Consider the following 22,950-nt stretch of genomic DNA (forward strand, 5'->3'; position numbering starts at 1 on the left):
CCGGGAGGAACCCGGCCACCTTCGCACAAACAGAACCGACTTACGGCTTGATCGGCGCGTATTTGCCGTCGTGCCACTGGTTGATGTCGTAGCTGGCGTTCTTCAGGTCGCCCTTCTCATCGAAGATGACGTCGCCGACAACTGTGCTGATCGGCTTGCCGTTCTTCAGCGCCTCGGCGACCTTGGCCGGGTCGTCGGTGCCGGCACGCTTGACGCCTTCGGCGACGGCCTGGATCACGGCATAGGAGAACAGCGTGAAGCCTTCCGGGGTGAAGCCGCCAGCCTTGATCTTGGCGACCGCGTCCTTTGCCTCGGGCTTGGCTTGCGGGTCCGACGGGAAGACAAACAGCGTGCCTTCACCGGCAGGGCCGGCGACCTGCCAGAATTCCGGCGAGGCGATCGAGTCCGGCATGATCAGCTGGAACTTGACGTTCTGCTCCGCCGACTGGCGCAGGATGAGGCCAGCCTCCGGGTGGTAGCCGCCGAAATAGACCACATCGGCCTTGAGTTCCTTCAGCTTGGTGACGAGGGCCGAATAGTCCTTCTCGCCGGCATTGATGCCTTCATAATCGACCTCCTTGAGACCCCCGGCATTCATCGTCGCCTTGACGGCGTCGGCAACGCCTTGGCCGTAAGCGCTCTTGTCGTGAAGGATAACGACGTTCTTGCCGGCATATTTCTTGGCGATCCACGGGCCGATGAAGGCGCCCTGCGCGTCGTCGCGCGTGTAGAGGCGCATGATTGTCGGCCAGCCGGACTTGGCGGCGGCGTCGGTCAGCACCGGGTTCGACGAGGCCGGGCTCATCATCAGCGTGCCGGCTTCGGCATAGACGGCGGAAGCCGGGATGCTCGAGCCCGAGCAGGCATGGCCGTCGACGAACTTGACGCCATTGGCGACGATGCGGTTGGCCACCGAGACCGCCTGCTTGGGGTCGCACTGGTCGTCCTCGATGTCGAGCTTGATCTTGGAGCCGTTGACGCCGCCGGCGGCGTTGATGGCGTCGGCGGCAGCCTGCGCGCCCTGCTTGAACTGGTCACCGATGGTGGCAAGCTGGCCCGTCATCGGGCCGACCACCGAAATGGTGATGTCGTCGGCGAAGGCAACCGGGGCGCTCATCATCAGGCCGAATGCGGCCGCGCTCAAAATACCCAATCTTTTCATGACTATAAGAACTCCTCCACTCATGCGCGGCGGCATGGCCGCGCTTCTTCCACAGAGCCGGGACAATTTCATCCTTCGCCGGAACTGTCGAGAGGACAATGCAAAGGGATTTGGTTCATTCCGGCGAGGATTTCTTGGGCCACGCGCCCGCGTGATTACCATGCGTAATGCAAAAAGCCGTGCCGACCTTGTTTCGGTCGGTCACGGCTTTTGCAGTCGAGCTCCCTAGACGCCCCCGCGCCTGAAACCCGCTCGCTTCCCTGTTTGGTCGCGCGACTTTGCCTTGTTGGCCTGCCGCGTTCTTGGTCTTGTAGGCCGGCCGTCTTTTCGCGGCCTTGTCAAAATCAACGTCCGGGCGCCAAGCGCAGGATCAGTGCATCGTCATCCATTCGCGGGCTTCGCGCAGCGCCATGGCGATCTCCACCTTCGACATGGTGGCAGACAGTTCCGAGCGCAGCTCGGCGGCACGGACCGACCCCTTGATCGCGGCGATGTTGAACCATTTGTGGGCAGCGACGACGTCGGTCTCGCAATCGCGGCCAGTCGCATACATCATGCCCAGTTCGAAAAGAATGTCGGCCTGGGCGGTCGCCCCCATGGCGCCGAAGCCGTCTTCAAGCATTTCAAAACGTGCCATTGCAATCCCCTGTCTGGCTCCCGAGAGCTGCCTCCTTCTGTCCCTTGATTTCCCTCGGGGCGGGCCGCTCTTTCGATGCTTTCGAGGATGAAGCCTGGCCTTGAATCCGTCGTTAAATGGCTTGCTTAATTTGAGGAAAACAAAGCCAAAACAAGAGGTAAACGCGGGAAATTGTTAAGCATGGAAATCCAGCGTTTGCGCGGTTTTGCGTCAAATTCGATGAAAATTGGCGGGGATGGAATCAAGACTTCGCTAACCACGGGAATCGAAGCGTTTTTCCCGCCGCGTTCATTTTCGGCCATGCGCGAGGTGAAAACCTTGCAACCTTCCGTCGCGGCACCGCTTTTGTTTTGGCGGGAGCTGGATTAGCTTTACCTTTGCGTAAGGGACTGGAATGCGGACCGGAGCCCGACGCATGCTCATTGGGAGGATACGACAATATGTTTCGCAAGATGAGCCTGGCCCTGGCGGCCACCTTGATCATGGCGGGCGCCGCGTGGGCCGACCCGATCGAAGGCAATTGGAAGACGCAGGCCGGCTCCACAGCGGCGATCGCCGGCAGCGATGCGTTCTCCATCACCCTGAAGTCCGGCAAGTACTCCGGCAAGACGATCGGCTCCTTCAAGGCGGCTGGCGACAACAAATACACCGGCACCATAACTGACCCGGAAACAGACAAGACCTATTCCGGCAAAGCGACGCTGTCCGGCACCTCGCTCAAGATGAGCGGCTGCGTGCTCGGCGGCCTGATCTGCAAGAGCCAGACCTGGCACAAGCTGTAACAGACCTTCCGATTTCATCCGAGACGGGGCCCGAGCGGCCCCGTTTTTTTCGGCGGCGGCGCTCTGCCTGACCCGGTCCAGGCCCGCCGACAACTCTTCAAGAGCCCGTCAATCATTTTGAACCGCAGATGAATACCGGTCTCAGAACCGGTTCAGAGGCATTCCGGCATTCTCTCCCGCATTGAAGGAGAGAGAAATGCTTGCCCGTCGCTTCACCATCGTCTGCCTGCTGATGAGCCTGTTCGGCATGCTCTTCGCGATCCTGGTCGCGGAGACCGGCCATCCTGCCCGTGCATGGGAAGGGCCGGCGGCTTCATTCCCAGCCCGGTGAACCAATTCGAGCGCTGAAACGACAAACTGAACATCGACCAAGAAGCTGCAAACAGGGCACCACGAAGATGAACCGCATCGCCGATAACGCCACAAAGATCCTCCGGCTGCTGCCGCGGGCAATGCTCATCCTGATGCTGCTCGCCGCCCCGGTGCTGGCGGTGCCGATGATGCGCGCCGACACGGGGCATAGGATCGAGGCGCCGGCGAATAAGAACAGGAGCGTCGGTTTCGTGCTGCTGATCAGCCTGCAACGCGGGCAAGCTCTATAGAGTGTCGGACGGCGCGACTGGCTCGTAGCCAGCGCGCCTTGAACACATCCGAAGAAAATCGACGCTGTCGGCTTTCGCGGCCCCGCTTCCCCCTCCCAAGCGCCATCCTGAGTCTCTATATTGAGACATGGAAAAGCGAATCTACCCCCAAGCCATCGAATCGGTCGTGATGCCGGAGCCCTTCGGCGCGCAGAGCTTCCATGACGCCAAAAAGGCTGTCGCGGCGCTGCAGGCGCTCTATGACCGCAACACCAAATTCCTGCGCGAGTCCTTCGCCGCCCTTGCCGCGGGCGCCGACGAGAGCAAGCGCTACCGGGCCTTCTATCCGCAGATCGGCGTCACCACGACCTCGTTCAGCCAGGTCGACTCGCGCCAGGCCTATGGCCATATGCCGACGCCTGGTCATTTCGCCACCACCATCACCCAGCCGCAACTGTTCGAGAACTATCTCATCGAGCAGCTTCGGTTGATCATGCGCAATCATGGTGTCCAGGTAACGGTCTCGGAATCGACGACGCCAATTCCGCTGCATTTCGCTTTCCTGGAAGGCACCTATGTCGACGGCGCGGCCGCCGAGCGCATCAAGCGGCCGATCCGCGACCTGTTCGACGTGCCGGACCTCGACGGCACCGACGACCAGATCGCCAACGGCACTTTCGAGGTTGCGTTCGGCGAGCCGAGGCCGCTCGCGCCGTTCACCGCGCAGCGCATCGACTATTCGCTGCACCGCATGACCCATTACACGGCGACCAGCCCGCAGCACTTCCAGAATTTCGTGCTGTTCACCAACTACCAGTTCTACATCGACGAGTTCGTCGCCCGGGCCCGCGAATTGATGGCCAAGGGCGACAGCGGCTATGTCGAGTTCGTCGAGCCCGGCAATGTCGTGACCGCCAATGGCGCAACGGGCTCGGAAGGCACCCCGCCGCAGCGCCTGCCGCAGATGCCGGCCTATCACTTGAAGAAGCCCGGCCATGGCGGCATCACCATGGTCAATATCGGCGTCGGGCCTTCCAACGCCAAGACGATCACCGACCATATCGCGGTGCTGAGGCCGCATGCCTGGGTCATGCTCGGCCATTGCGCGGGCCTGCGCAACACGCAGGCGCTTGGCGACTATGTGCTGGCGCATGCCTATGTGCGCGAGGACCATGTGCTGGACGACGATTTGCCGGTCTGGGTGCCGATCCCGCCGCTGGCCGAAATCCAGGTGGCGCTGCAGGAAGCGGTCGCCGAAGTCACTGGACTTTCCGGCTACGACCTCAAGCGCATCATGCGCACCGGCACCGTCGCCACCATCGACAACCGCAACTGGGAGCTGCGCGACCAACGCGGGCCGGTGCAGCGCCTGTCGCAGTCGCGCGCCATCGCGCTCGACATGGAATCGGCGACGATCGCCGCCAACGGCTTCCGCTTCCGCGTGCCCTACGGCACGCTGCTGTGCGTTTCCGACAAGCCGCTGCATGGCGAGTTGAAGCTGCCCGGCATGGCGACCGAGTTCTACAAGCGGCAGGTGGCGCAGCATCTCACCATCGGCATCCGGGCGATGGAGAAGCTGGCCGAAATGCCGATGGAGCGGCTGCATTCGCGCAAGCTCAGGAGCTTTTCCGAGACGGCGTTCCAGTAGTCGCCTTGGCTTGAAACAAGTCGGGTCGGAACGTTGCGCCAACGATACCGGGCCGAGGCAATCAATCGTCTTGCCTGGGCCGCAATTTGGCCGATAAGCGGTCCGAAGGGATGCGTCAGAGGAAGAAGACAGGACATTTCGGTGTTTCCGTGAACGGTGTCCTGGGCGGTCGGAGCAGATGACTACGGGCGGCGCGCGCTTGAGCATGATGGCTCAGCTGACATTCCTGGCAATGACGGCATTCTCGGCCGCGCTGCTGGCCGGGTTCTTCGGCGCGCTGCATCCGGCCTTCGATTCCTTCTCGCATTTCCGCATGCATCTGAGCGTGCTGACGGTGCTGCTCGCGCTGCCGCTGCTTGCCAGTTCCTACCGGTTGCAGGCGGTGGCGGCACTGGTCTTCGCCATTGTATGCCTCGCCACGACCACGAGCGCGTTGCCCAGGTTGTCGACGCAGCAGGCGGTCGCCAAGCCGGCCGACCGGATCGTCTACAGCCTGCTGCAGATGAACCTGCGCTTCAACAATCCGACGCCGAAGAAGGTGCTGTCGCTGATCGGCCGGACCAATCCGGACGTCATCACGCTGGACGAGGTGTCCGGCATGTGGGCGAAAGAGCTGGGCTATATTGCCAGCGCCTACCCCTATCGCATCCTGTGCGACTATCCCAATGGCATATTCGGCGTGGCGCTGCTATCGCGCCGACCGTTCGCCGCCGGCACCGCGCCGCGCTGCGAGCCGCGTGGGGCGATGGCGACCGCCACGATCGATTTCAACGGCGTTTCGGTCGATGTTGCCGCGATCCATCTGAGCTGGCCGTGGCCGAAGGAGCAGTACTGGCAGATCGGTGAGCTGGCGGAACCGCTGGCAGCGCTCGGCGAAACCGCGATCATGGCAGGCGACTGCAATGCCGTGCCGTGGAGCGCAGCGGTGCGGCGGGTGGCGCGGCTCAGCGGCATGACGCTGATGCCGTCGGCCGGCCCGACCTGGATCCACCGCACACTACCTGACGTTCTGCGCCGCTATGCCGGCCTCCCGATCGACCAGGTGTTCAGCAAGGGCGGGGTGACGGTCCTCTCGTCGACCCGGCTGGAGGATACAGGCTCCGACCATCTGCCGGTGCTGGTCGAATTCACGGTTCCGCCCGAAAGCAACCCGCCCCAGGACGAGCACAAGTCGGCGCTGGCGGCAAATGAGGTGCCGGACAGACCGCGGAGCTGACGCTCCGCGTCTTTTGCGAACAACCGAAGCTTCAGTTCTTCCCGGTCAATGCATTTACCAGCCGGTCGACATGGCCGCCGTCGCGATGCTCACGCGCATCGAACGCGTTCTGTCTCGCTTCATATTGCGCGTAGACGGCATCGATCCGGCGCCTGGCCTCGCGATGGGTGGCGGTGCAGAACCAATTGTCGGCCAGCTTAAGGCCGGCAATGGACTTATCGGTAGCGCGCATCATGGCCTTGGCGATGCGACCGTGCTGCTGCTCGTGGGAGTGGACGCCGGCAAGGAACCGCCGCCAGCGTCGCTCAAGCCCGGGGTTTGGCGGTGAAGCCAGACGAGGAAAAGTGTAGGTGAGTTCCATCGTTCCGTCGGCGCCCTGCAACCTGCAGACCCCGCCGGCGCGGTGCACATCCAGCTTCCAGTTCACCACATAGCTGGTGTCGGCGATGGCGCGGGTCATGAAGCCGTGCTTGGGACCTTTGCGGTTCATCGCTTCAACCAGGGCAGCACCCGTAGGGCCGGCGATGTCATAGCTGCGCGTCGTGACCAGAACCTTGGTGCCGGCCAGGGCCTCGGGGGCGGCGGCACACAGGCCGCCCAGCATGACAAGGCATGTAAGAACCGCTAGGCGCATGGCCATATGCTCCCTATCCGCAGAGAAGGAACTATAAGCCGCCTCCAATTTCAAGCGTAAGGAACCCGCCAACCGGAACCGCAAACGGTTGCCGGTCGACGAAGCGGCTCACATGCCTTGGTAGACCGGGCCTTCGCCGCCTTGTGGCGGCACCCAGTTGATATTCTGGTTCGGATCCTTGATGTCGCAGGTCTTGCAGTGGACGCAGTTCTGCGCGTTGATGACGAAGCGCACGTCCTTGGCCGACGGATCGGCGGCGGCGTTGCCGTCCTTATCCACCCATTCATAGACGCCGGCCGGGCAGTAGCGGGTCGAGGGACCGGCGAAGACGTCGTGCTCCGAACGCTGCTGCAGCGCCATGTCGCCGACGACCAGATGCACCGGCTCGTTTTCCTCATGGTTGGTGTTCGACAGGAACACCGAGGAGAGCCGGTCGAAGGTCAAGACGCCATCCGGCTTCGGATAGGCGATCTTCTGATGCTTGGAGGCCGGCTCGAGGGTCGCATAGTCGGCCTTGCCGTGCTTCAGAGTGCCGAAGGGCGAAAAGCCGAACAGCGTGTTCAGCCACATATCGAGGCCGCCGATGCCGACGCCGACGATGGTGCCGAAGCGCGACCAGAGCGGCTTGACGTTGCGAACCTTCTTCAGGTCTTTCCCGATGTCGCTGCCGCGCCAAGCCTCCTCGTAGGACGCAAGCTCGTCATTGGCGCGGCCCTCCGCGATCGCCTCAGCCACATGCTCGGCCGCCAGCATGCCGGAGAGCACCGCATTGTGCGAACCCTTGATGCGCGGCACGTTGACGAAACCGGCAGCGCAACCCATCAGCACGCCACCGGGGAAAGAAAGCTTCGGCACGGATTGCCAGCCGCCCTCGGTGATGGCGCGCGCGCCATAACCGATGCGCTTGGCGCCCTCGAAGGTGCCGGCGATCGCCGGATGCGTCTTGAAGCGCTGGAATTCCTCGAAGGGCGACAGATAAGGGTTCTTGTAGTTCAGGTGGACGACGAAGCCGACCGCCACCTGGTTGTCCTCGAGATGGTAGAGAAAGGAGCCGCCGCCGGTCTTCATGTCGAGCGGCCAGCCGAAAGAGTGCTGCACCAGACCCGGCTTATGGTTCTCCGGCTTGACCTGCCACAGTTCCTTGAGACCAATGCCGAACTTGCCCGGCTCGCGGCCGTCGGCAAGCTGGTATTTGGCGATGAGCTGCTTGGCCAAGGAGCCGCGCGCGCCTTCGCCGATCAGCACATATTTGCCCATCAGCGCCATGCCGGGCGCGTAAGCCGGGCCGTGCGTGCCGTCCTTCTCGACGCCCATGTCGCCGGTGATGATGCCGGTGACGGCGCCGGCATCGCTGTAGACCAGGCTTGCCGCGGCGAAGCCCGGATAGATCTCGACGCCCAACGCCTCGGCCTTTGTCGCCAGCCAGCGGCAGACATTGCCGAGCGAGACGATGTAATTGCCGTGGTTGTTCATCAGCGGCGGCATCAGGACGTTCGGCAGGCGGAACGAGCCGGCAGGGCCAAGGACCAGGAAATGGTCCGCCGTGACAGGCGTCTTGAACGGATGATCGCCCTCCTCGCGCCAGCCGGGGAGCAGCCGGTCGATGCCGATCGGGTCGACCACAGCGCCGGACAGGATATGGGCGCCGACCTCGCCGCCCTTCTCCAGGACGACGACGGAGAGTTCCGGGTTGAGCTGCTTCAGACGGATAGCCGCGGCAAGGCCGGCGGGACCGGCGCCGACGATGACCACGTCGAATTCCATGCTTTCGCGTTCGATATCGCTCATCGACCCCTCTATAGCTTGCCGCATTCTCGCATTGTGCTGGCTCACGCGCTGCATAGCGCATCAATTCGCGACGCGAAACCGGCGCTGACGTGACAACGCCGATTTCGACAAAAAGTCGCGGTTTTCCTACGAAACGGCAGCAGCACAGGCCATGGACAAGCATAGGCCAGACCCGGCAGGTTGGCAGGCCAGGCGGCGCCGGCATGTTTTTAATTGTTCGACGGCTTGGTTATCGGCAATACTTCGCGCCATGCGCAGTCCAGGGCCGCCCGGCTTTCCATCGAAGCGCTTACTCTTCACGCCAGGTCTGGCCTGGCGCGCGGTTCTTCCGCTCCTCTTTTTGAGCGTGCCGGCATCTTTTGCTACGCCAGTCCGGGCCGATCCGGTGAAGGTCTGGCCCACCGGCGCCTATTCCTTCTCCGACGAGCTGGGCGGCTTCCGCATCACCGGCGTTTCCGGGATCGGCACCAAGGAAGACCCGCTGCTCATCAGGGAGGAGCTGAACACGGCGACGCCGGTGACGCTGACCATCCGAGCGACCAAGCCCATCGAACCCTTCGGCAAGGCCGGAGAGGTCGCCAACGGCGTGATGTATATGCGCATCGATGTGCTCAACAACAGCGCGCTCCCTTGGGTTGAGTTCCAGTTCGAGCTCCAGGAGATCCTCGACCAGCCGAGCGTGTTCGGCGACGGCCTGTCCTTCGACCAGCGCAACAAGACGCCCGACAACATCTGGTCGAGCAATTTTGCCGATTTCGATCGCAAGTTCGAACCGTACGACCAATTGCTGTTCAAAAACGGCAAGGTCGACCCGCTGAAGACGGCGACCTTCGATTTCCTGATCACCGACTACACGCCGCGCTGGACGTTTTACATCGTGCAGGATCCAAGGATTCCAACCGGCTGATCTCTCCACGGTTGCAAAACCTCGCCGCGCGGACGATGGTGGCGCCATGACTGCCGCCTCCCCTAGAACACCAGCCGAGATCGCCGAACTGCTCGCCTTCTATGCCAGCGCCGGCGTCGATGACGCGCTCGAAGACACGCCGATCAACCGGTTTGCCGAAGCGGCGGCGAAACCGGCCGAACGCAGGCCTGCCGAGCGGGCGCCAGCCGCACCGCGCCGCGAAGCCGGGCCCGAGAGCCGACCGGCACCCGAGCAGGTTCCGGAACGAGCTGAGAACCCGCCAGCGCCCCTGTCCGGCCTCGACACCAGCAATATTCCGGACGCGCCCGCGCGGATGCCGGCGGCCGCGGCCGTCCCCGACGAGGCGCAGGCGGCCGCGGCGCGGCAGCTTGCGGCGCGAGCGACGACGCTCGATGAGCTGCGCCAGCACATGGCCGCCTTCGACGGTTGCAATCTCAAATTCACCGCCAAGAACCTGGTCTTCGCCGACGGCAACCCCAACGCCGACCTGATGCTGGTCGGCGAGGCGCCGGGCCGCGACGAGGACCTCGAAGGCCTGCCCTTCGTCGGCCGCTCCGGCCGGCTGCTCGACCGCATGCTGGCGGCGATCGGCCTCGACCGCAACTCGGCCTATATCGCCAATGTCATTCCCTGGCGGCCGCCCGGCAACCGCACGCCGACGCCGCACGAGACCGAAATCTGCCGCCCCTTCATCGAAAGGCAGATCGAGCTGGTCAACCCCAAGGTGCTGATCAATCTCGGCGGACCGTCGGCCAAGACGCTGCTCAATACGACCGAAGGCATCCTGCGCCTGCGCGGCAACTGGCGGGTGCATACGACGGCATCGGGCATCGCCATTCCGGCGATGCCGACGCTGCACCCGGCATATCTGCTCAGGACACCCGCGCATAAGAAGCTGGCGTGGCGGGATTTTCTCGAGGTGAAGGCGAAGCTGAAGGCGTTGGGGTAAAGCGCCCTTCCCCTTCTCTCCTTGTGGGAGAAGGGGAGCTATAACCTCCCAGGTAATTGAATTACGCTGCCCACCGCCCTACTCATATCCCATGACCACATCCGACACTTCTGCCGGCAGCCTGATCCGCGAGTGGCGCACGCGGCGGCGCATGAGCCAGCTCGATCTTGCCATGGAGGCCGATATCTCGCAGCGGCACCTCTCCTTCGTCGAGAGCGGCCGCGCGCAGCCTTCGCGCGACATGGTGCTGCATCTGGCAGAGCAGTTGTCTATCCCGCTGAGGCAGCGCAATCAGCTGCTGCTGGCGGCAGGCTTCGCGCCGAGCTTCAGCGAAAAGCAGCTCACTGACGCTACGCTGGCACCAGCAATGGCCGCCGTCGAGACCGTGCTAAAAGGCCACGAGCCCTATCCGGCGCTGGCGGTGGACCGGCACTGGAACCTCGTTTCAGCCAATGCCGCGATCGCTCCGTTCCTTGCCGATATTTCCGAACCGTCCCTGCTCGCGCCGCCGGTCAATGTGCTGCGGCTTAGCCTGCATCCGGGCGGCGTGGCGCCGCGCATCGTCAACCTGGCGGAGTGGCGCGCGCATTTGTTGGAGCGGCTGAAGCACCAGAACGACGCCACCGGTGATCCGGTGCTGATCGAACTGGAGCGCGAGCTCCGCGCCTATCCGTCCGGTCTAAGGAGCAGCCGCCCCGCGCCGGTCGAGCCGAGCGGGATCGTGCATCCGCTCAGGCTCGCGCATGGTGATACTGTGCTCTCCTTCATCAGCACCATCACCGTCTTCGGCACGCCGCTGGACGTCACGCTGTCGGAACTGGCGATCGAATCCTTTTTCCCGGCCGATGAGCAGACACGCGCGGTGCTGGTGCGGCTGGCGAAAGAGCGCACAGCAGCTTCGTAGCTCACCCCTGCGGCGGCGCGGCCGTCCTGGTGCGGGTACGCTCCAGGCCGAGTTGCCGCTCGCGCCAGATGATGAAGATGCCGGCGGCGACCACGATCACGCCGCCGATCAGCGTGTTGAGCGAGGTCACGTCGCCGAAGACGAAGTAGCCGACGACGACGCCCAAAATCATCGAGGTGTATTCGAAGGGCGCCACGACCGAGGCTTCTGCGTGGCGGTAGGCCGCCGTCATCAGGATCTGGCCGAGCCCGCCGCAGAAGCCGGCAAAGACAAGGAGTCCTGCCTGCAGCGGCGTCAGTGCCTGCCAGCCGAAAGGCAGCGTGAAAAGCGACAGCACCGAAGCCGTCGAGGAGAACCATAGAACGATGGTCGCCGTCTTCTCCGTCTGCACGAGATTGCGCACCAGGAGCATGGCGACGGCCGAAATCGCGGCGGCGATCAATGCGGCCATGACGCCGAGCACCTCCTGGTCATCGAGGCTTTGATCCGAATTGAGCAGCGTCAGTTCAGGCCAGGAGATGACCAGCACGCCGGCAAGACCGACGGCGACCGCGCTCCAGCGATAGACGCGGATCGTCTCGCCGAGGAAGATCGAGGAGAACACGACGACCAGCAGCGGCTGGGCGTAGTTCAGCGTGATGGCCTCGGGAAGCGGCAATCTGGTCAGCGCGAAGAAGCCGAGCCCCATGGCGCCGACGCCGACCAGGCCGCGCGCGATATGGTTGAACGGCCGCCTGGTCGTGAAGGCGGTGGACAGCTCGCCCTTGAAGGCCAGGAAGGCAATGATCGGGAAGATGGCGAAGAAGGAACGGAAGAAGACGATCTGCCCGGCGGGCACGTCGCCGGCCGCCTTGATGCAGGTCTGCATGCCGACGAAAACCGTCACCGAGACGATCTTCAGTGTGATGCCGCGCAGCGTGCTGTGGCCGACGGCATGATCGACGGTCATCTTGCCTCGTCAGGATGGTCGGAAAACGAAGCCGCCAAATAGCCTAAGAGCAATTCCAGGAAAAGGGTGTAACCGGAAATGCGAAAACACCCTATCCCGCGGTTTTGTCGCGCGGCGGTTTCGTGTAAAGAGCGCGCACCTCAAAAATTCTTGGACCAGCCAAGCTGGGCCCCGACAGACATCGACAGGAAAAGCCCAGGGAATGCGCACCGATACCGGCCAAGTCTTCAAGCTCGAAGACTATCGCCCCAGCGACTATCTCATCCCCGCGACCAGCCTCGACTTCCGGCTGTCGCCGGATGCGACCCACGTCACAGCGCTGCTCACGATCGAACGGCGCGAGGGAGTCGCGGCGACGGCGCCGCTGGTGCTCGAAGGCGACGGGCTGACGCTGCTTGGCGTCGCCATCGACGGGCACGCTCTCGCTGCCGGCGATTACGAGGCGACGCCGGACCGGCTGATGATCCTGAAGCCGCCGGCGCAGCGTTTCGAGCTTCGCTTGGAGACCGAGATCGCGCCTTCGCGCAACGAGGCGCTGATGGGGCTCTATCGCTCCAACAACGTCTATTGCACGCAATGCGAGGCCGAGGGCTTTCGCCGCATCACCTATTTCCTCGATCGTCCCGATATCCTGTCGGTCTATACCGTACGCGTCGAAGCCCCGCACAACGAGGCGCCGCTGCTGCTTTCCAACGGCAATCCCGTGGAACGCGGCGCGCTCGCCAATGGCCGGCACTACGCGGTCTGGCACGACCCCTTCCCCAAACCCTCCTACCTTTTCGCGCTGGTGGCGGGCGCGCTCGGCAAGGTCGCGGGCAGCTTCACCACGATGTCCGGCCGTGAGGTCGAGCTCGGCATCTATGTGGAGCCTGGCAAGGAGCGACTTGCCGGCTATGCGATGGACGCGCTGAAGCGCTCGATGAAATGGGACGAGGACGCATTCGGCCGCGAATACGACCTCGACGTCTTCAACATCGTCGCCGTGTCGGACTTCAACATGGGGGCCATGGAGAACAAGGGCCTGAACGTCTTCAACGACAAATATGTGCTGGCAGACGAGGAGACCGCGACCGATGCCGACTTCGCCAATATCGAGGCGATCATCGCGCATGAGTATTTCCATAATTGGACAGGCAACAGAATCACTTGCCGCGACTGGTTCCAGCTCTGCCTGAAGGAAGGGCTGACGGTTTACCGCGACCACGAATTCTCCGCCGACCAGCGGTCGCGGGCGGTGAAGCGAATCGCGGAGGTGCGCACGCTGCGCGCGCATCAGTTCCCGGAAGACCAAGGACCGCTGGCGCATCCGGTCAGGCCGCGCCGCTACCGCGAGATCAACAATTTCTACACGGCGACCGTCTACGAGAAAGGTTCGGAAGTGGTGCGCATGATCTGCACCATCCTCGGCCCGGAAGCCTTCCGCGCCGGCATGGACCTCTATTTCGAGCGGCATGACGGCGAGGCCGCGACGATCGAGGATTTCCTCAAAGTGTTCGAGGACGTCTCGGGACGGGATCTCGCGCAATTCGCGCTCTGGTATCATCAGGCCGGCACGCCGAACCTGACGGTGAGCTCCGCGCACAATGCCGCCGCCAGGGAATTCACCCTGGAGATCGAGCAGTCGGTGCCGCCGACGCCGTCCGAAAGCCGCAAGCGGCTGATGCATATTCCCCTGGCGTTCGGCCTGGTCGGCGCTGATGGCAAGCCTGTCACCTGGACGGCCGTCGAGGGCGCGACGGTCGATGACGGCATCATTCATATCCGCAGGCGCCGGCACACGGTGCGCTTTTCGGGCGTTTCGGAGCGGCCTTCGGTGTCGCTCAACCGCGGCTTTTCCGCGCCGATCACGCTCTCGGTGCAGCAGAAGGCCGACGACCAGTTCTTCCTCGCCGCGCATGACAGCGACGCCTTTTCGCGCTGGCAGGCATTCAACACCCTTTTGACCGACGCACTGATCGCCGCCTTCCGCCAGATCCTCGGCGGCAAGCAGGCGGTCTTCGCGGCACGGCTGGCCGAGCTTGCCGGCAGGATCGCCGGCGACGAGGCACTGGAGCCAGCCTACCGGGCGCTGGCACTCACGCTCCCCGGTGAGGCCGACATTGCTCGCGACATCGGCAAGGGCATCGACCCCGACGCCATCTTCGCCGCGCGCGAGGCGCTGGCGCGGACGATCGCGGAGGCAAACCGCGATGCCTTTTCGGCGCTCTACGACAGCCTCGCCGACAAGGGTCCGTTCAGCCCGGACGCGGCGAGCGCAGGGCGCAGGGCGCTCCGCAACACCGTGCTCGATTATCTTTCGCTGCTACCGGGCGGCGCGAGCCTCGCCGCGCGGCACTTCAACGCCGCCAGCAACATGACCGACCGCGCCGCGGCGCTTGCCGTGCTGGCACTTCGCCATTCCGGCACAGCCGAGGCCGAAGAAGCGCTGGCGGCCTTCGAAGCTCGCTATCGCGGCGACGCGCTGGTGCTGGACAAATGGTTCCAGATCCAGGCCGGCGTGCCCGGCGAGCGCACCGTCGACAAGGTGCGCGTGCTGATGCGGCACCCTGCCTTTTCGATCGCCAATCCGAACCGCGTGCGCTCGCTGATCGGCACCTTCGCCAGCGCCAACCAGACCGGCTTTCACCGCGCGGACGGCGAAGGGTACCGACTGTTCGCCGAGACGGTATTGGAGGTCGAGAAGCGCAACCCCCAGGTGGCGGCGCGCCTCGCGACGGCCCTGCGCTCCTGGCGCTCGCTGGAACCCGGACGCCAGGCCAAGGCCAAGCAGGCGCTGCTCGAGATGGCTCAGGTCGAAAACCTGTCGGCTGATTTGCGCGATATCGTGGAGAGGACGCTGGCGTAGCGCCAGCGCACTTGCCTTCTTCCTCCGGGCAGGAGGCAAAATGACGAATTTCAATCAACTTTTAATCTTTTTCGTCCGCGCCTCTGGACAACGCGAATCACGTTTGATTCTTTAATGACGATTCGGGCGTGCGGCGTATCCGGGTCATCCAGTATACGGCAGATCGGGGAGTGCCATTTATGGCCAAGGCGGACGCGTGGGGCGCGCCCGGAGGGAAGGCTTTTGCGCGTCGCAAGGCAAGGAGCGACGGACTTGCCGGCAATACGCGCCTGATCGCCGAACCCACCTATCAGCGGCTCTTGGCCGCCGAGCCGTTTCTGCGCCGGTCGATCCCGGCACTGATCGTCATCTTCCTCATTGTCATCGCGGCGCTGCGCTTCCTGTCGCTGATGAACGAGCATGACGAAATCGAGCGCGACGCCAAGGCGGTGCTGGCTTTAGCCGCCGGCCAGATGGCGCAGACGATCACCGCGGACCCCAACGCCGCCGGCGCCAACGCCAGCAGCCTCCTGGAAAGCACCAGCCGGCAGGGCGCCATGAGCCGCGCCCATGTGCTGGCCATCACCGACGGCGCCTTCAAGGTCATTGCAGTCTCGCCGCTGTCGACGGGCTGGCAGGGTCGCACGCTGGACAGTCTGGTCCTGGGCGGTCAGCCGCTGTTCATGTTCGGCGAGCGCGCCGGCGTGATGGATGTCAGCATCGCCGGAAAGGATTGGTTCGCCGCCGTCAGCCTTACAGGCGACCACAAACATGCATCGGCCGTGCTGGTGCCGCAGGAAGCGGTGTTCGAAAGCTGGCGCAAGTCGATGTCGCTCAACGTCACGCTGTTCGTGCTGACGGCTGGTGTGCTGATCGTCATCCTCTACGCCTATTTCGGCCAGGCGGCGCGCGCCCAGGCGGCGGACCGCATCTATCTGGAGGCCCATCAACGCATCGACATGGCGCTGGTGCGCGGCCGCTGCGGGCTGTGGGACTGGGACATGGTTCGCGGCAAGATGTACTGGTCGCGCTCGATGTACGACATGCTGGGCTATGAACCCTGCGACGCGATGCTCTCCTTCGGCGAGGTCGACGAAATCATCCATCCCGATGACGGCGACCTGTTCGAGCTCGCCAACCGCATTGTCGAACGCGAGATCGACCATATCGACCAAGTCTTCCGCATGCGCCACGCCAACGGGCAATGGGTGTGGATGCGAGCGCGCGCACAGGTGATCGACCCGGAAGCGCCGGAGATCCAGCTGATCGGCATCGCCGTCGACGTCACCGAGCAGCGGCACCTGGCGCTGCGCTCGGAAGCAGCCGACATGCGGCTGAGAACCGCGATCGAGAACATCAACGAATCCTTCGTGCTGTGGGATGCCTCAGAGCGGCTGATCATGTGCAATTCCAAGTTCCAGAAGGACAATGGGCTCTCGGACCGCGATGTCGTGCCGGGCGTCGGTCGCGACGCGCTGGAGGAGCGGATGCTGGCCTTCGCCTCGGAGCGCAGGCTCGCCAACGCCAACGGACCGCATGGCGGCGTTACCCTGGAGCGCCAACTTGCCGATGGGCGCTGGCTGCAGGTGAACGAGCTCAGGACCCGCGACGGCGGCATCGTCTCGGTCGGCTCCGACATCACCCAGATCAAGCTGCACCAGGAGAAGCTGGTCGACAGCGAGCGGCGCCTGATGGCGACGATCCACGATCTCAGCCTCGCCCGCCGCGCCGAGGAGGAACGCTCCAGCGAACTGGTCGAGCTCAACCGCAAATACATGAAGGAGACCGAGCGCGCCGAGGCGGCCAATCGCGCCAAATCGGAATTCCTCGCCAATATGTCGCATGAATTGCGCACGCCGCTCAACGCCATCATCGGCTTCTCCGAGCTGATGCAGCAGGGCCTGTTCGGGCCGCTCGGCTCCGAGCGCTACGAGGAATACGCCACCGACATCAACGGCAGCGGCAAATACCTGCTCGGCGTCATCAACGACATCCTCGACATGTCGAAGATCGAGGCGGGCCAGTTCTCGCTCGACCGCGAGGAGATCGACCTCTGTCCGCTGATCAAGGAAACGGTGCGGGTGATCTCGCTGCAGGCAGCGGAAAAGTCGATCAATGTCGAGACGCGCATCGCCGATGCGATGCGGGTCTACGCCGACCGGCGCGCCATCAAGCAGATAGCCATCAACCTTCTCTCCAACGCGGTGAAATTCACCGGGCAGGGCGGCAAGATCACGGTCAGGGCACGCAGCACGTCGGGAGCGCTGCTGCTCACCATCGAGGACAATGGCTGCGGCATCCCAAAGCATGCGTTGAGCAAGCTCGGCCGGCCGTTCGAGCAGGTGCAGAACCAGTTCTCCAAGAACCACACCGGCTCGGGTCTTGGCCTCGCCATCTCCCGCTCGCTGGCCGAGCTGCAGGGCGGCGCGCTGAAGATCCGCTCGACCGAAGGTGTCGGCACCATCGTGTCGGTGCGCATTCCGCTGAAGAAAGCGCCGACGGCGGTGAAGGCTGCGGCCTAAAGCGCGTCCCGATGTTTCAGATTCGGTCCATACGCTTTAGGTTTCTAATTTTACGCATGTCTTTATTCCGAAACCGGTTCCCACTTTCGGGAGACATGCCTTAATTCATCCCCCGCCCGCGCGAAGCAGACGGTCGAAATCCTGCCTGACCTTCCGCGACGTATCCTTGAGATGTGCCTCCAGCACAGCGAAATCCGGCAGGTCGGTGACCGCAAGAAGCAGGTCCGAAAGCCCCGGCGGGACATCGTCGCGGTGGAACTCGCCGGTGAGGCAAAGCCTGATCATCTGGGTCAGCGCCAAATAGAGCCGGTAGGCCTCGCCAAGCTCATTCCGGATATCGGCGGCCGCGAAACCGGGGCCAAGGCGGGCCAGAATGTCGGCCGTCGCCGTGACCCGGCGGCCGGGCTCGACATTGCCGGTGATGGTCGCGACCTGGGCGATGAACTCCAGATCGATGAGCCCGCCGGGGATCAGCTTGATGTCCCAGAGGTCGCGCGGCGGCTTTTCCTTCTCGATCAGCGCGCGCATGTCCGAGGCCTCGGCTTTCACCTTGGCGGCATCGCGCGGCTGCGCCAGCACCCCTGCCACTTCCGTCTCGAGCTCGGCGCAGAGTTCGTCGTCGCCGCCGATGGCGCGGGCCCTTGCGAGCGCCATGTGCTCCCAGGTCCACGCGTCCTGGCGCTGGTACTTCTTGAACGCGTCGATATGAGTGGCGACCGGTCCTTTGTTGCCGGAGGGGCGCAGGCGCAGGTCGAGTTCATAAAGCACGCCTTCGGCGGTCGGCGCCGAGACGGCGGCGATCAGGCGCTGCGTCATGCGCGTATAGTAATGCGACGGCGCCAGCGGCTTCTCGCCGTCGGAATCCTCTGCGTCGGCATCATGATCGTAGAGCAGAATGAGGTCGACATCGGAGCCGGCGGTGAGCTCGCGGCTACCAAGCTTACCCATGCCGAGCAGCGCCACCCTGCCCCCGGCGATGCTGCCGTGGCGCAGCGCGAATTCGGCGATCACTGCTTGAAGTGCGGCCTCGATGGTGAGGTCGGCGAGATCGGAGAAGGCGCGCCCGGCCCGCGCCGGATCAATCGAGCCGGCAAGCAGGCGCACGCCGATCAGGAATTTCTGCTCGGACGCGAAAATACGCAGGCGGTCGAGCACATCCTCATAGACGCGGTCGCCCTCGATGAAGGCGGCAAGCCGCGCCGAAAGATAGGCGCGGTCCGGCAATTCGGTGAGAAGCGCCGGGTCAAGCAAGCCGTCAAAGACATGCGGTCGACGCGTGATGATCGCCGCCAGCCGCGGGGCCGCTCCCATGATCGTCGCCATCAGCTTGAGCAGCGCCGGGTTCGACTGCAGCAGCGAGAATAGCTGGATGCCCGCCGGCAGGCCGGCGAGGAACTCGTCAAAACGCATCAGCGCCTCGTCGGCGCGCCGCGTCTGACCGAATGCTTTAAGCAGCGCAGGCGTCAATTCCGTCAGCCGCTCGCGCGCTTCGGCCGACTGTGTGACGCGGTAGCGGCCGAAATGCCAGCCCCGGATGACGCGACAGATGTCGCTCGGCCGCTGGAAACCGAGCCGGTGCAAGGTCTGCAGTGTGTCGGGATCATCGACATCGCCGGTGAAGACGAGGTTGCCGACGCCGGCCGACAGTTCGGGCGCTGTCTCGAACAGCGCCGCATAATGGCGCTCTACCTGCTGCAGCGAGGCGCGGAAGGCCTGGGTGAATTCCGCCTCGCCGGCAAAGCCCAGCATCAGCGCGATGCGTTTCAACTCCTCGTCTTCTTCCGGCAGGAGATGCGTCTGCTCATCCGCAACCATCTGGATGGCGTGCTCGACACGGCGCAGGAACCAGTATTGCCGAGTGAGCGCATCGCGGGCATCGGCGGTGATCCAGCCGCGCGCGGCAAGCGCTGCGAGCATCGGCACCGTCTCACGGCCGCGCAATTCCGGGAAGCGGCCGCCAGCGATGAGCTGCTGGGTCTGGACGAAGAACTCGATCTCGCGAATGCCGCCGCGGCCGAGCTTGACGTTGTGGCCCTTCACGGCGATCTCGCCATGGCCCTTATGGGCATGGATCTGGCGCTTGATCGAATGGACGTCGGCGATCGCGGCATAATCCATGTATTTGCGCCAGACATAGGGCTGCAATTCCTTGAGGAAGGTCGCGCCCGCGGCAAGGTCGCCGGCAACCGGCCGCGCCTTGATCATGGCGGCGCGCTCCCAGTTCTGGCCGCGCGCCTCGTAGTAGCGAAGCGCGGCCTCGACCGGGATCGCCAGCGGCGTCGAGCCAGGATCGGGACGGAGCCTGAGATCGGTGCGGAAGACGTAGCCGTGCTCAGTGCGGTCCTGGAGGATTCGCACGAGACGGCGGGTGAGCCTGGAGAACAGCTCGGTCGCGTCTAGCGGATCGATGACGGCCGGCGCTTCCGGATCGAAGAAGACGACGAGGTCGATATCGGAGGAGAAATTCAGCTCGTGCGCGCCGAGCTTGCCCATGCCGAGCAGGATCCAGCCTGAATCCTTGGCTGGCACCGCCGGTTTCGGCAGCTTGAGCTTGCCTTGGCGGTGCGCGTCCAGCAGCAGGAAATCGACGGCGGCGTTTGTACAGGCGCCCGCGAGATCGCTGAGGCGACGCACCGTCACCGAGGTCTCCGCCTCACCCGAAAGATCGGCCAGCGCTATCAGGAAATGCGCTTCGCTCTTCCATTGCCGCAGCGCCATCATCAGGCCCGGCTCAGAGGCATCGTCGGCCTTGGCCGCGCCGGCGATCGCTTCTCCAATGGCGCCGAGCCGGGCCTCGATCGTCTGGCCGAACAGCGTGTCGAGGATTACCGGCCGCCGGCGCGCCACATCACGCAGGAAGGGTGAGAGATCGAAGATGGCCGCCAGCAGGTTCTGCAGCGGCCCCTCCCCCGCCAGGGATGCAGCGAGACGGGCAAGCCCCTCTTCCTTGGCCGCATCGGCGATTTCCGACAGTTCACGCCGGGCGTGTTTAGCGTCGAGAGGCTGGAGCGCCAATGTCGGGCTAAGCCGCAACTCGGATTCGATCTTCTTCTTCGCCATTTATCCGCGCCATCAAGGCGTCTCCCGCCACGGGAAACTCATGACCACGGACAATCCGGGATTGGCGGGCAAAAGATCAAGCCTGCCGTTGTGGAAAGTCACGATCGCCTTGGCGAGGCTGAGGCCCAGGCCCGAGCCTGGCTGCGAGCGGCTCTTTTCCAGGCGCACGAAACGCTCGGTGGCGCGGGCGCGATCGGCGTCGTCGGGAATGCCGTGGCCATTGTCGGTCACGGCAAGCTTGATTTCGCTTCCGGCGCGCTCCAATGCCACACGCACCTTCGGCGCCTTGGCGGCATCGGTCGAGTATTTGATGGCGTTGTCGACTATGTTGGACAGGGCCTGGCCAATCAGCTCGCGGTTGCCGTTGATCGTGAAAGTCTCGGGGACGGTTGCTTCAAGCACCACGCCGGCCTCCTCCGCTACCGGCTCGTAGAGCTCGACCACGTCGCTCACCGTGGCGGCAAGATCGACGGGGCCGGTCTGCTCCGAGGAATAGCCGGCCTCCAGGCGTGAGATCATCAGTATGGCGTTGAACGTCTTGATGAGCTGGTCGGATTCGGCGATCGTGCCTTCCAGCGCCTGGCGATAGTCTTCCGTCTTTTGCGTGCCTGCAAGGGTCGCCTCGGCGCGGTTGCGCAGCCTGGTCAGCGGCGTCTTCAGGTCGTGGGCGATGTTGTCGGAGACCTGCTTCAGCCCTTCGTTCAGCATGGCTATCCTCGCCAGCATCGAGTTGAGGTTTTCCGACAGGCGGTCGAATTCGTCGCCGGCGCCGGTCACCGGCAGCCGCCCGGACAAGTCGCCGCCCATGATGCGTCGGCTGGCGTCCGACACGCTGTCGATGCGCTTCAGCGCGGCACGCCCGACAAAGAACCAGATCAGGATACCGCCCAACCCCATCATGCCCAGCGCCAAGGTCAGGGCGCGGCTGATGACCGCGCGGAACCGCTCGGGTTCGCCAAGGTCGCGACCGACCAGCATGATCATCTGATTTGGCAGCCTCAGCACCAGTGCGATGGCGTTGTGGCCCTTGGCTCCGGTCGACTGGGGAGTGCCGCTGTCGCCGGCTTGAGGAGCGGGCTGGTCCGCAGTCCCACTGCGCAGCCGGTCGAGCCCACCCTCGCCGAAGCGCTGGTAGGAAAAGGGCTCCGTCGTCCAGCCCTCCGTCTCGATGACCCCAGGCTCCAGGCTCTGCACGTTGCCGGTCAGGATCTGGCCGTTGGCGTCGGCGATGAGATAGAGATTGGCGCCGGGCTGGCGCGAACGGTTTTCGACAACGCGCACCAGCACCGGCAGGCCGCCGCGCTGATAGGCGCGGGCCAGGCCCAGCACCTCGTCGTTGATGGTCTCCTGCGTCTGCGCTGTCAGCATGCGCGCCGACAGCGACGTCATGTAGAAGACAAGCAGCACCGCGCAGAGCGCGAAAAGCAGAAGATAGAGCGCCGAGAGCCGGGCCGCCGTCGTCTTCATGATGGCCGGCAGGGACAATGCCATGACGGGTTCTAGCCGCCTTTCAGCATGTAGCCGGCGCCGCGGATCGTATGCAGGATCGGTTTGTCGAAGCCTTTTTCGATCTTGCCGCGCAGGCGCGAGACATGGACGTCGATGACATTGGTCTGCGGGTCGAAATGATAGTCCCAGACATTTTCCAGAAGCATGGTGCGCGTCACCACCTGGCCGGCATGGCGCATCAGATATTCGAGCAGGCGGAACTCGCGCGGCTGCAGCGTGATCTCGCGCCCGGCTCGCTTGACCGAATGCGACAGCCGGTCGAGCTCGAGATCGCCGACGCGGTAGAGGGTCTCGGACTCGCGCGCGCTGGCCCGGCGGTTCAGCACCTCGACGCGGGCGAGCAATTCGGAAAAGGCGTAGGGCTTGGTGAGATAGTCATCGCCGCCGGCGCGCAGGCCCGTGACCCGATCGTCGACCTCACCCAGCGCCGACAGGATCAGCACCGGCGTTGTGTTGCCGCGCGAGCGAAGGGCGGCGATCACCGACAGGCCGTCGCGGCGCGGCATCAGCCGGTCTACCACCATCACGTCATAATCGCCGGCATCGGCAAGCGCGAAGCCGGTCTCGCCGTCGCCGGCGACATGGGCGGTGTGACCCGCTTCGGCAAAGGCTTTCTGCAAGTAATCCGCCGCCTCGCGATCGTCTTCCATGACGAGAATCTTCATGGAGCCGTTATACGCGATTTCATTGGAAGATTGAGGGGCAGCCATATCTTCTTGCCTTGCCTTCATTGGTCGCATGTCTTCTTCCCAAAACCGGCGACCACTTTTGGGCGACATGCGATAAAGCGGCAGCGGGTGATGGGAAACCCGCTGCCGCCAGGAGCGAAACACGGTGACTGACTTACGTGCTCGGCC

19 protein-coding genes are annotated in these 22,950 nt (G+C 64.0%); 11 read left to right on the forward strand and 8 right to left on the reverse strand.

Features of this window, described 5'->3' with window-relative positions:
* Nucleotides 1-40: 40 nt before the first annotated feature.
* Nucleotides 41-1,162 (reverse strand): ABC transporter substrate-binding protein, encoded by a 1,122-nt coding sequence (locus tag P9272_RS31115; protein ID WP_278163798.1) that lies wholly within the window; start codon nt 1,160-1,162, stop codon nt 41-43.
* A gap of 370 nt (nt 1,163-1,532) precedes the next feature.
* Nucleotides 1,533-1,799 (reverse strand): sel1 repeat family protein, encoded by a 267-nt coding sequence (locus tag P9272_RS31120; protein ID WP_042639605.1) that lies wholly within the window; start codon nt 1,797-1,799, stop codon nt 1,533-1,535.
* 180 nt (nt 1,800-1,979) lie between these two features.
* Here P9272_RS31120 and P9272_RS31125 point away from each other — a divergent pair, with 180 nt between their 5' ends.
* From P9272_RS31125 to P9272_RS31150, 6 genes are all read left to right on the forward strand, one after another.
* Nucleotides 1,980-2,168 (forward strand): hypothetical protein, encoded by a 189-nt coding sequence (locus P9272_RS31125; RefSeq protein ID WP_278163803.1) that lies wholly within the window; start codon nt 1,980-1,982, stop codon nt 2,166-2,168.
* Nucleotides 2,169-2,239: 71 nt separating this feature from the next.
* Nucleotides 2,240-2,581, forward strand: a complete 342-nt coding sequence (locus tag P9272_RS31130) for a DUF2147 domain-containing protein (RefSeq protein WP_128257588.1) — start codon at nt 2,240-2,242, stop codon at nt 2,579-2,581.
* A gap of 196 nt (nt 2,582-2,777) precedes the next feature.
* A complete protein-coding gene (locus P9272_RS31135) occupies nt 2,778-2,912 on the forward strand; it encodes a hypothetical protein (protein WP_278163805.1) in 135 nt (44 codons plus the stop codon).
* 67 nt (nt 2,913-2,979) lie between these two features.
* Nucleotides 2,980-3,183 (forward strand): hypothetical protein, encoded by a 204-nt coding sequence (locus P9272_RS31140; RefSeq protein WP_128257587.1) that lies wholly within the window; start codon nt 2,980-2,982, stop codon nt 3,181-3,183.
* A gap of 169 nt (nt 3,184-3,352) precedes the next feature.
* The gene (locus tag P9272_RS31145) at nt 3,353-4,810 is read left to right on the forward strand and encodes an AMP nucleosidase (RefSeq protein WP_278163878.1); all 1,458 of its coding nucleotides are present in this window, start codon (nt 3,353-3,355) and stop codon (nt 4,808-4,810) included.
* Between the two features lie 205 nt (nt 4,811-5,015).
* The gene (locus tag P9272_RS31150; RefSeq protein WP_278163879.1) at nt 5,016-6,026 is read left to right on the forward strand and encodes an endonuclease/exonuclease/phosphatase family protein; all 1,011 of its coding nucleotides are present in this window, start codon (nt 5,016-5,018) and stop codon (nt 6,024-6,026) included.
* Between the two features lie 31 nt (nt 6,027-6,057).
* Here the strand turns inward: P9272_RS31150 and P9272_RS31155 are convergent, their stop codons facing one another.
* Both P9272_RS31155 and P9272_RS31160 read right to left on the reverse strand, forming a co-directional pair.
* Entirely contained in the window at nt 6,058-6,660 is a 603-nt protein-coding gene (locus P9272_RS31155; RefSeq protein WP_128257584.1) for a DUF922 domain-containing protein, read from the reverse strand.
* A gap of 108 nt (nt 6,661-6,768) precedes the next feature.
* The gene (locus P9272_RS31160) at nt 6,769-8,472 is read right to left on the reverse strand and encodes an electron transfer flavoprotein-ubiquinone oxidoreductase (RefSeq protein WP_278163808.1); all 1,704 of its coding nucleotides are present in this window, start codon (nt 8,470-8,472) and stop codon (nt 6,769-6,771) included.
* A gap of 226 nt (nt 8,473-8,698) precedes the next feature.
* On the opposite strand from P9272_RS31160, the gene P9272_RS31165 reads away from it, so the two are divergent.
* The 3 genes from P9272_RS31165 (at nt 8,699) to P9272_RS31175 (ending at nt 11,229) form a co-directional block, all read left to right on the forward strand.
* Entirely contained in the window at nt 8,699-9,355 is a 657-nt protein-coding gene (locus P9272_RS31165; protein ID WP_128257582.1) for a hypothetical protein, read from the forward strand.
* Nucleotides 9,356-9,401: 46 nt separating this feature from the next.
* Nucleotides 9,402-10,325: a uracil-DNA glycosylase family protein gene (locus P9272_RS31170; RefSeq protein ID WP_278163811.1), complete on the forward strand. Its 924-nt coding sequence runs from the start codon at nt 9,402-9,404 to the stop codon at nt 10,323-10,325.
* A 91-nt stretch (nt 10,326-10,416) separates the two neighbouring features.
* Nucleotides 10,417-11,229 (forward strand): helix-turn-helix transcriptional regulator, encoded by an 813-nt coding sequence (locus P9272_RS31175; protein ID WP_278163813.1) that lies wholly within the window; start codon nt 10,417-10,419, stop codon nt 11,227-11,229.
* Between the two features lies 1 nt (nt 11,230).
* On the opposite strand, the gene P9272_RS31180 is transcribed toward P9272_RS31175, so the two are convergent.
* Nucleotides 11,231-12,178 (reverse strand): DMT family transporter, encoded by a 948-nt coding sequence (locus P9272_RS31180; RefSeq protein ID WP_278163815.1) that lies wholly within the window; start codon nt 12,176-12,178, stop codon nt 11,231-11,233.
* Between the two features lie 202 nt (nt 12,179-12,380).
* Between P9272_RS31180 and pepN the strand changes: the two genes are divergently transcribed.
* The gene (gene pepN, locus P9272_RS31185; RefSeq protein WP_278163817.1) at nt 12,381-15,023 is read left to right on the forward strand and encodes an aminopeptidase N; all 2,643 of its coding nucleotides are present in this window, start codon (nt 12,381-12,383) and stop codon (nt 15,021-15,023) included.
* Between the two features lie 179 nt (nt 15,024-15,202).
* Complete coding sequence (locus P9272_RS31190) at nt 15,203-17,524, forward strand: PAS domain-containing sensor histidine kinase (RefSeq protein ID WP_278163819.1); 2,322 nt, start codon at nt 15,203-15,205, stop codon at nt 17,522-17,524.
* Between the two features lie 105 nt (nt 17,525-17,629).
* On the opposite strand, the gene P9272_RS31195 is transcribed toward P9272_RS31190, so the two are convergent.
* From P9272_RS31195 to P9272_RS31205, 3 genes are read right to left on the reverse strand one after another with little or no spacing between them, the layout of a single operon-like run.
* Complete coding sequence (locus P9272_RS31195) at nt 17,630-20,584, reverse strand: bifunctional [glutamine synthetase] adenylyltransferase/[glutamine synthetase]-adenylyl-L-tyrosine phosphorylase (RefSeq protein WP_278163821.1); 2,955 nt, start codon at nt 20,582-20,584, stop codon at nt 17,630-17,632.
* A 12-nt stretch (nt 20,585-20,596) separates the two neighbouring features.
* Nucleotides 20,597-22,075, reverse strand: a complete 1,479-nt coding sequence (locus P9272_RS31200) for a HAMP domain-containing sensor histidine kinase (protein ID WP_278163823.1) — start codon at nt 22,073-22,075, stop codon at nt 20,597-20,599.
* A gap of 8 nt (nt 22,076-22,083) precedes the next feature.
* On the reverse strand, nt 22,084-22,758 hold the full coding sequence (locus tag P9272_RS31205) for a response regulator transcription factor (protein WP_128257574.1): 675 nt from the start codon (nt 22,756-22,758) through the stop codon (nt 22,084-22,086).
* Between the last annotated feature and the right edge of the window lie 192 nt (nt 22,759-22,950).

Origin of the sequence: Mesorhizobium sp. WSM4976 (assembly GCF_029625685.1) — a bacterium.
In the GTDB taxonomy this organism is placed as follows: Bacteria; Pseudomonadota; Alphaproteobacteria; order Rhizobiales; family Rhizobiaceae; genus Mesorhizobium.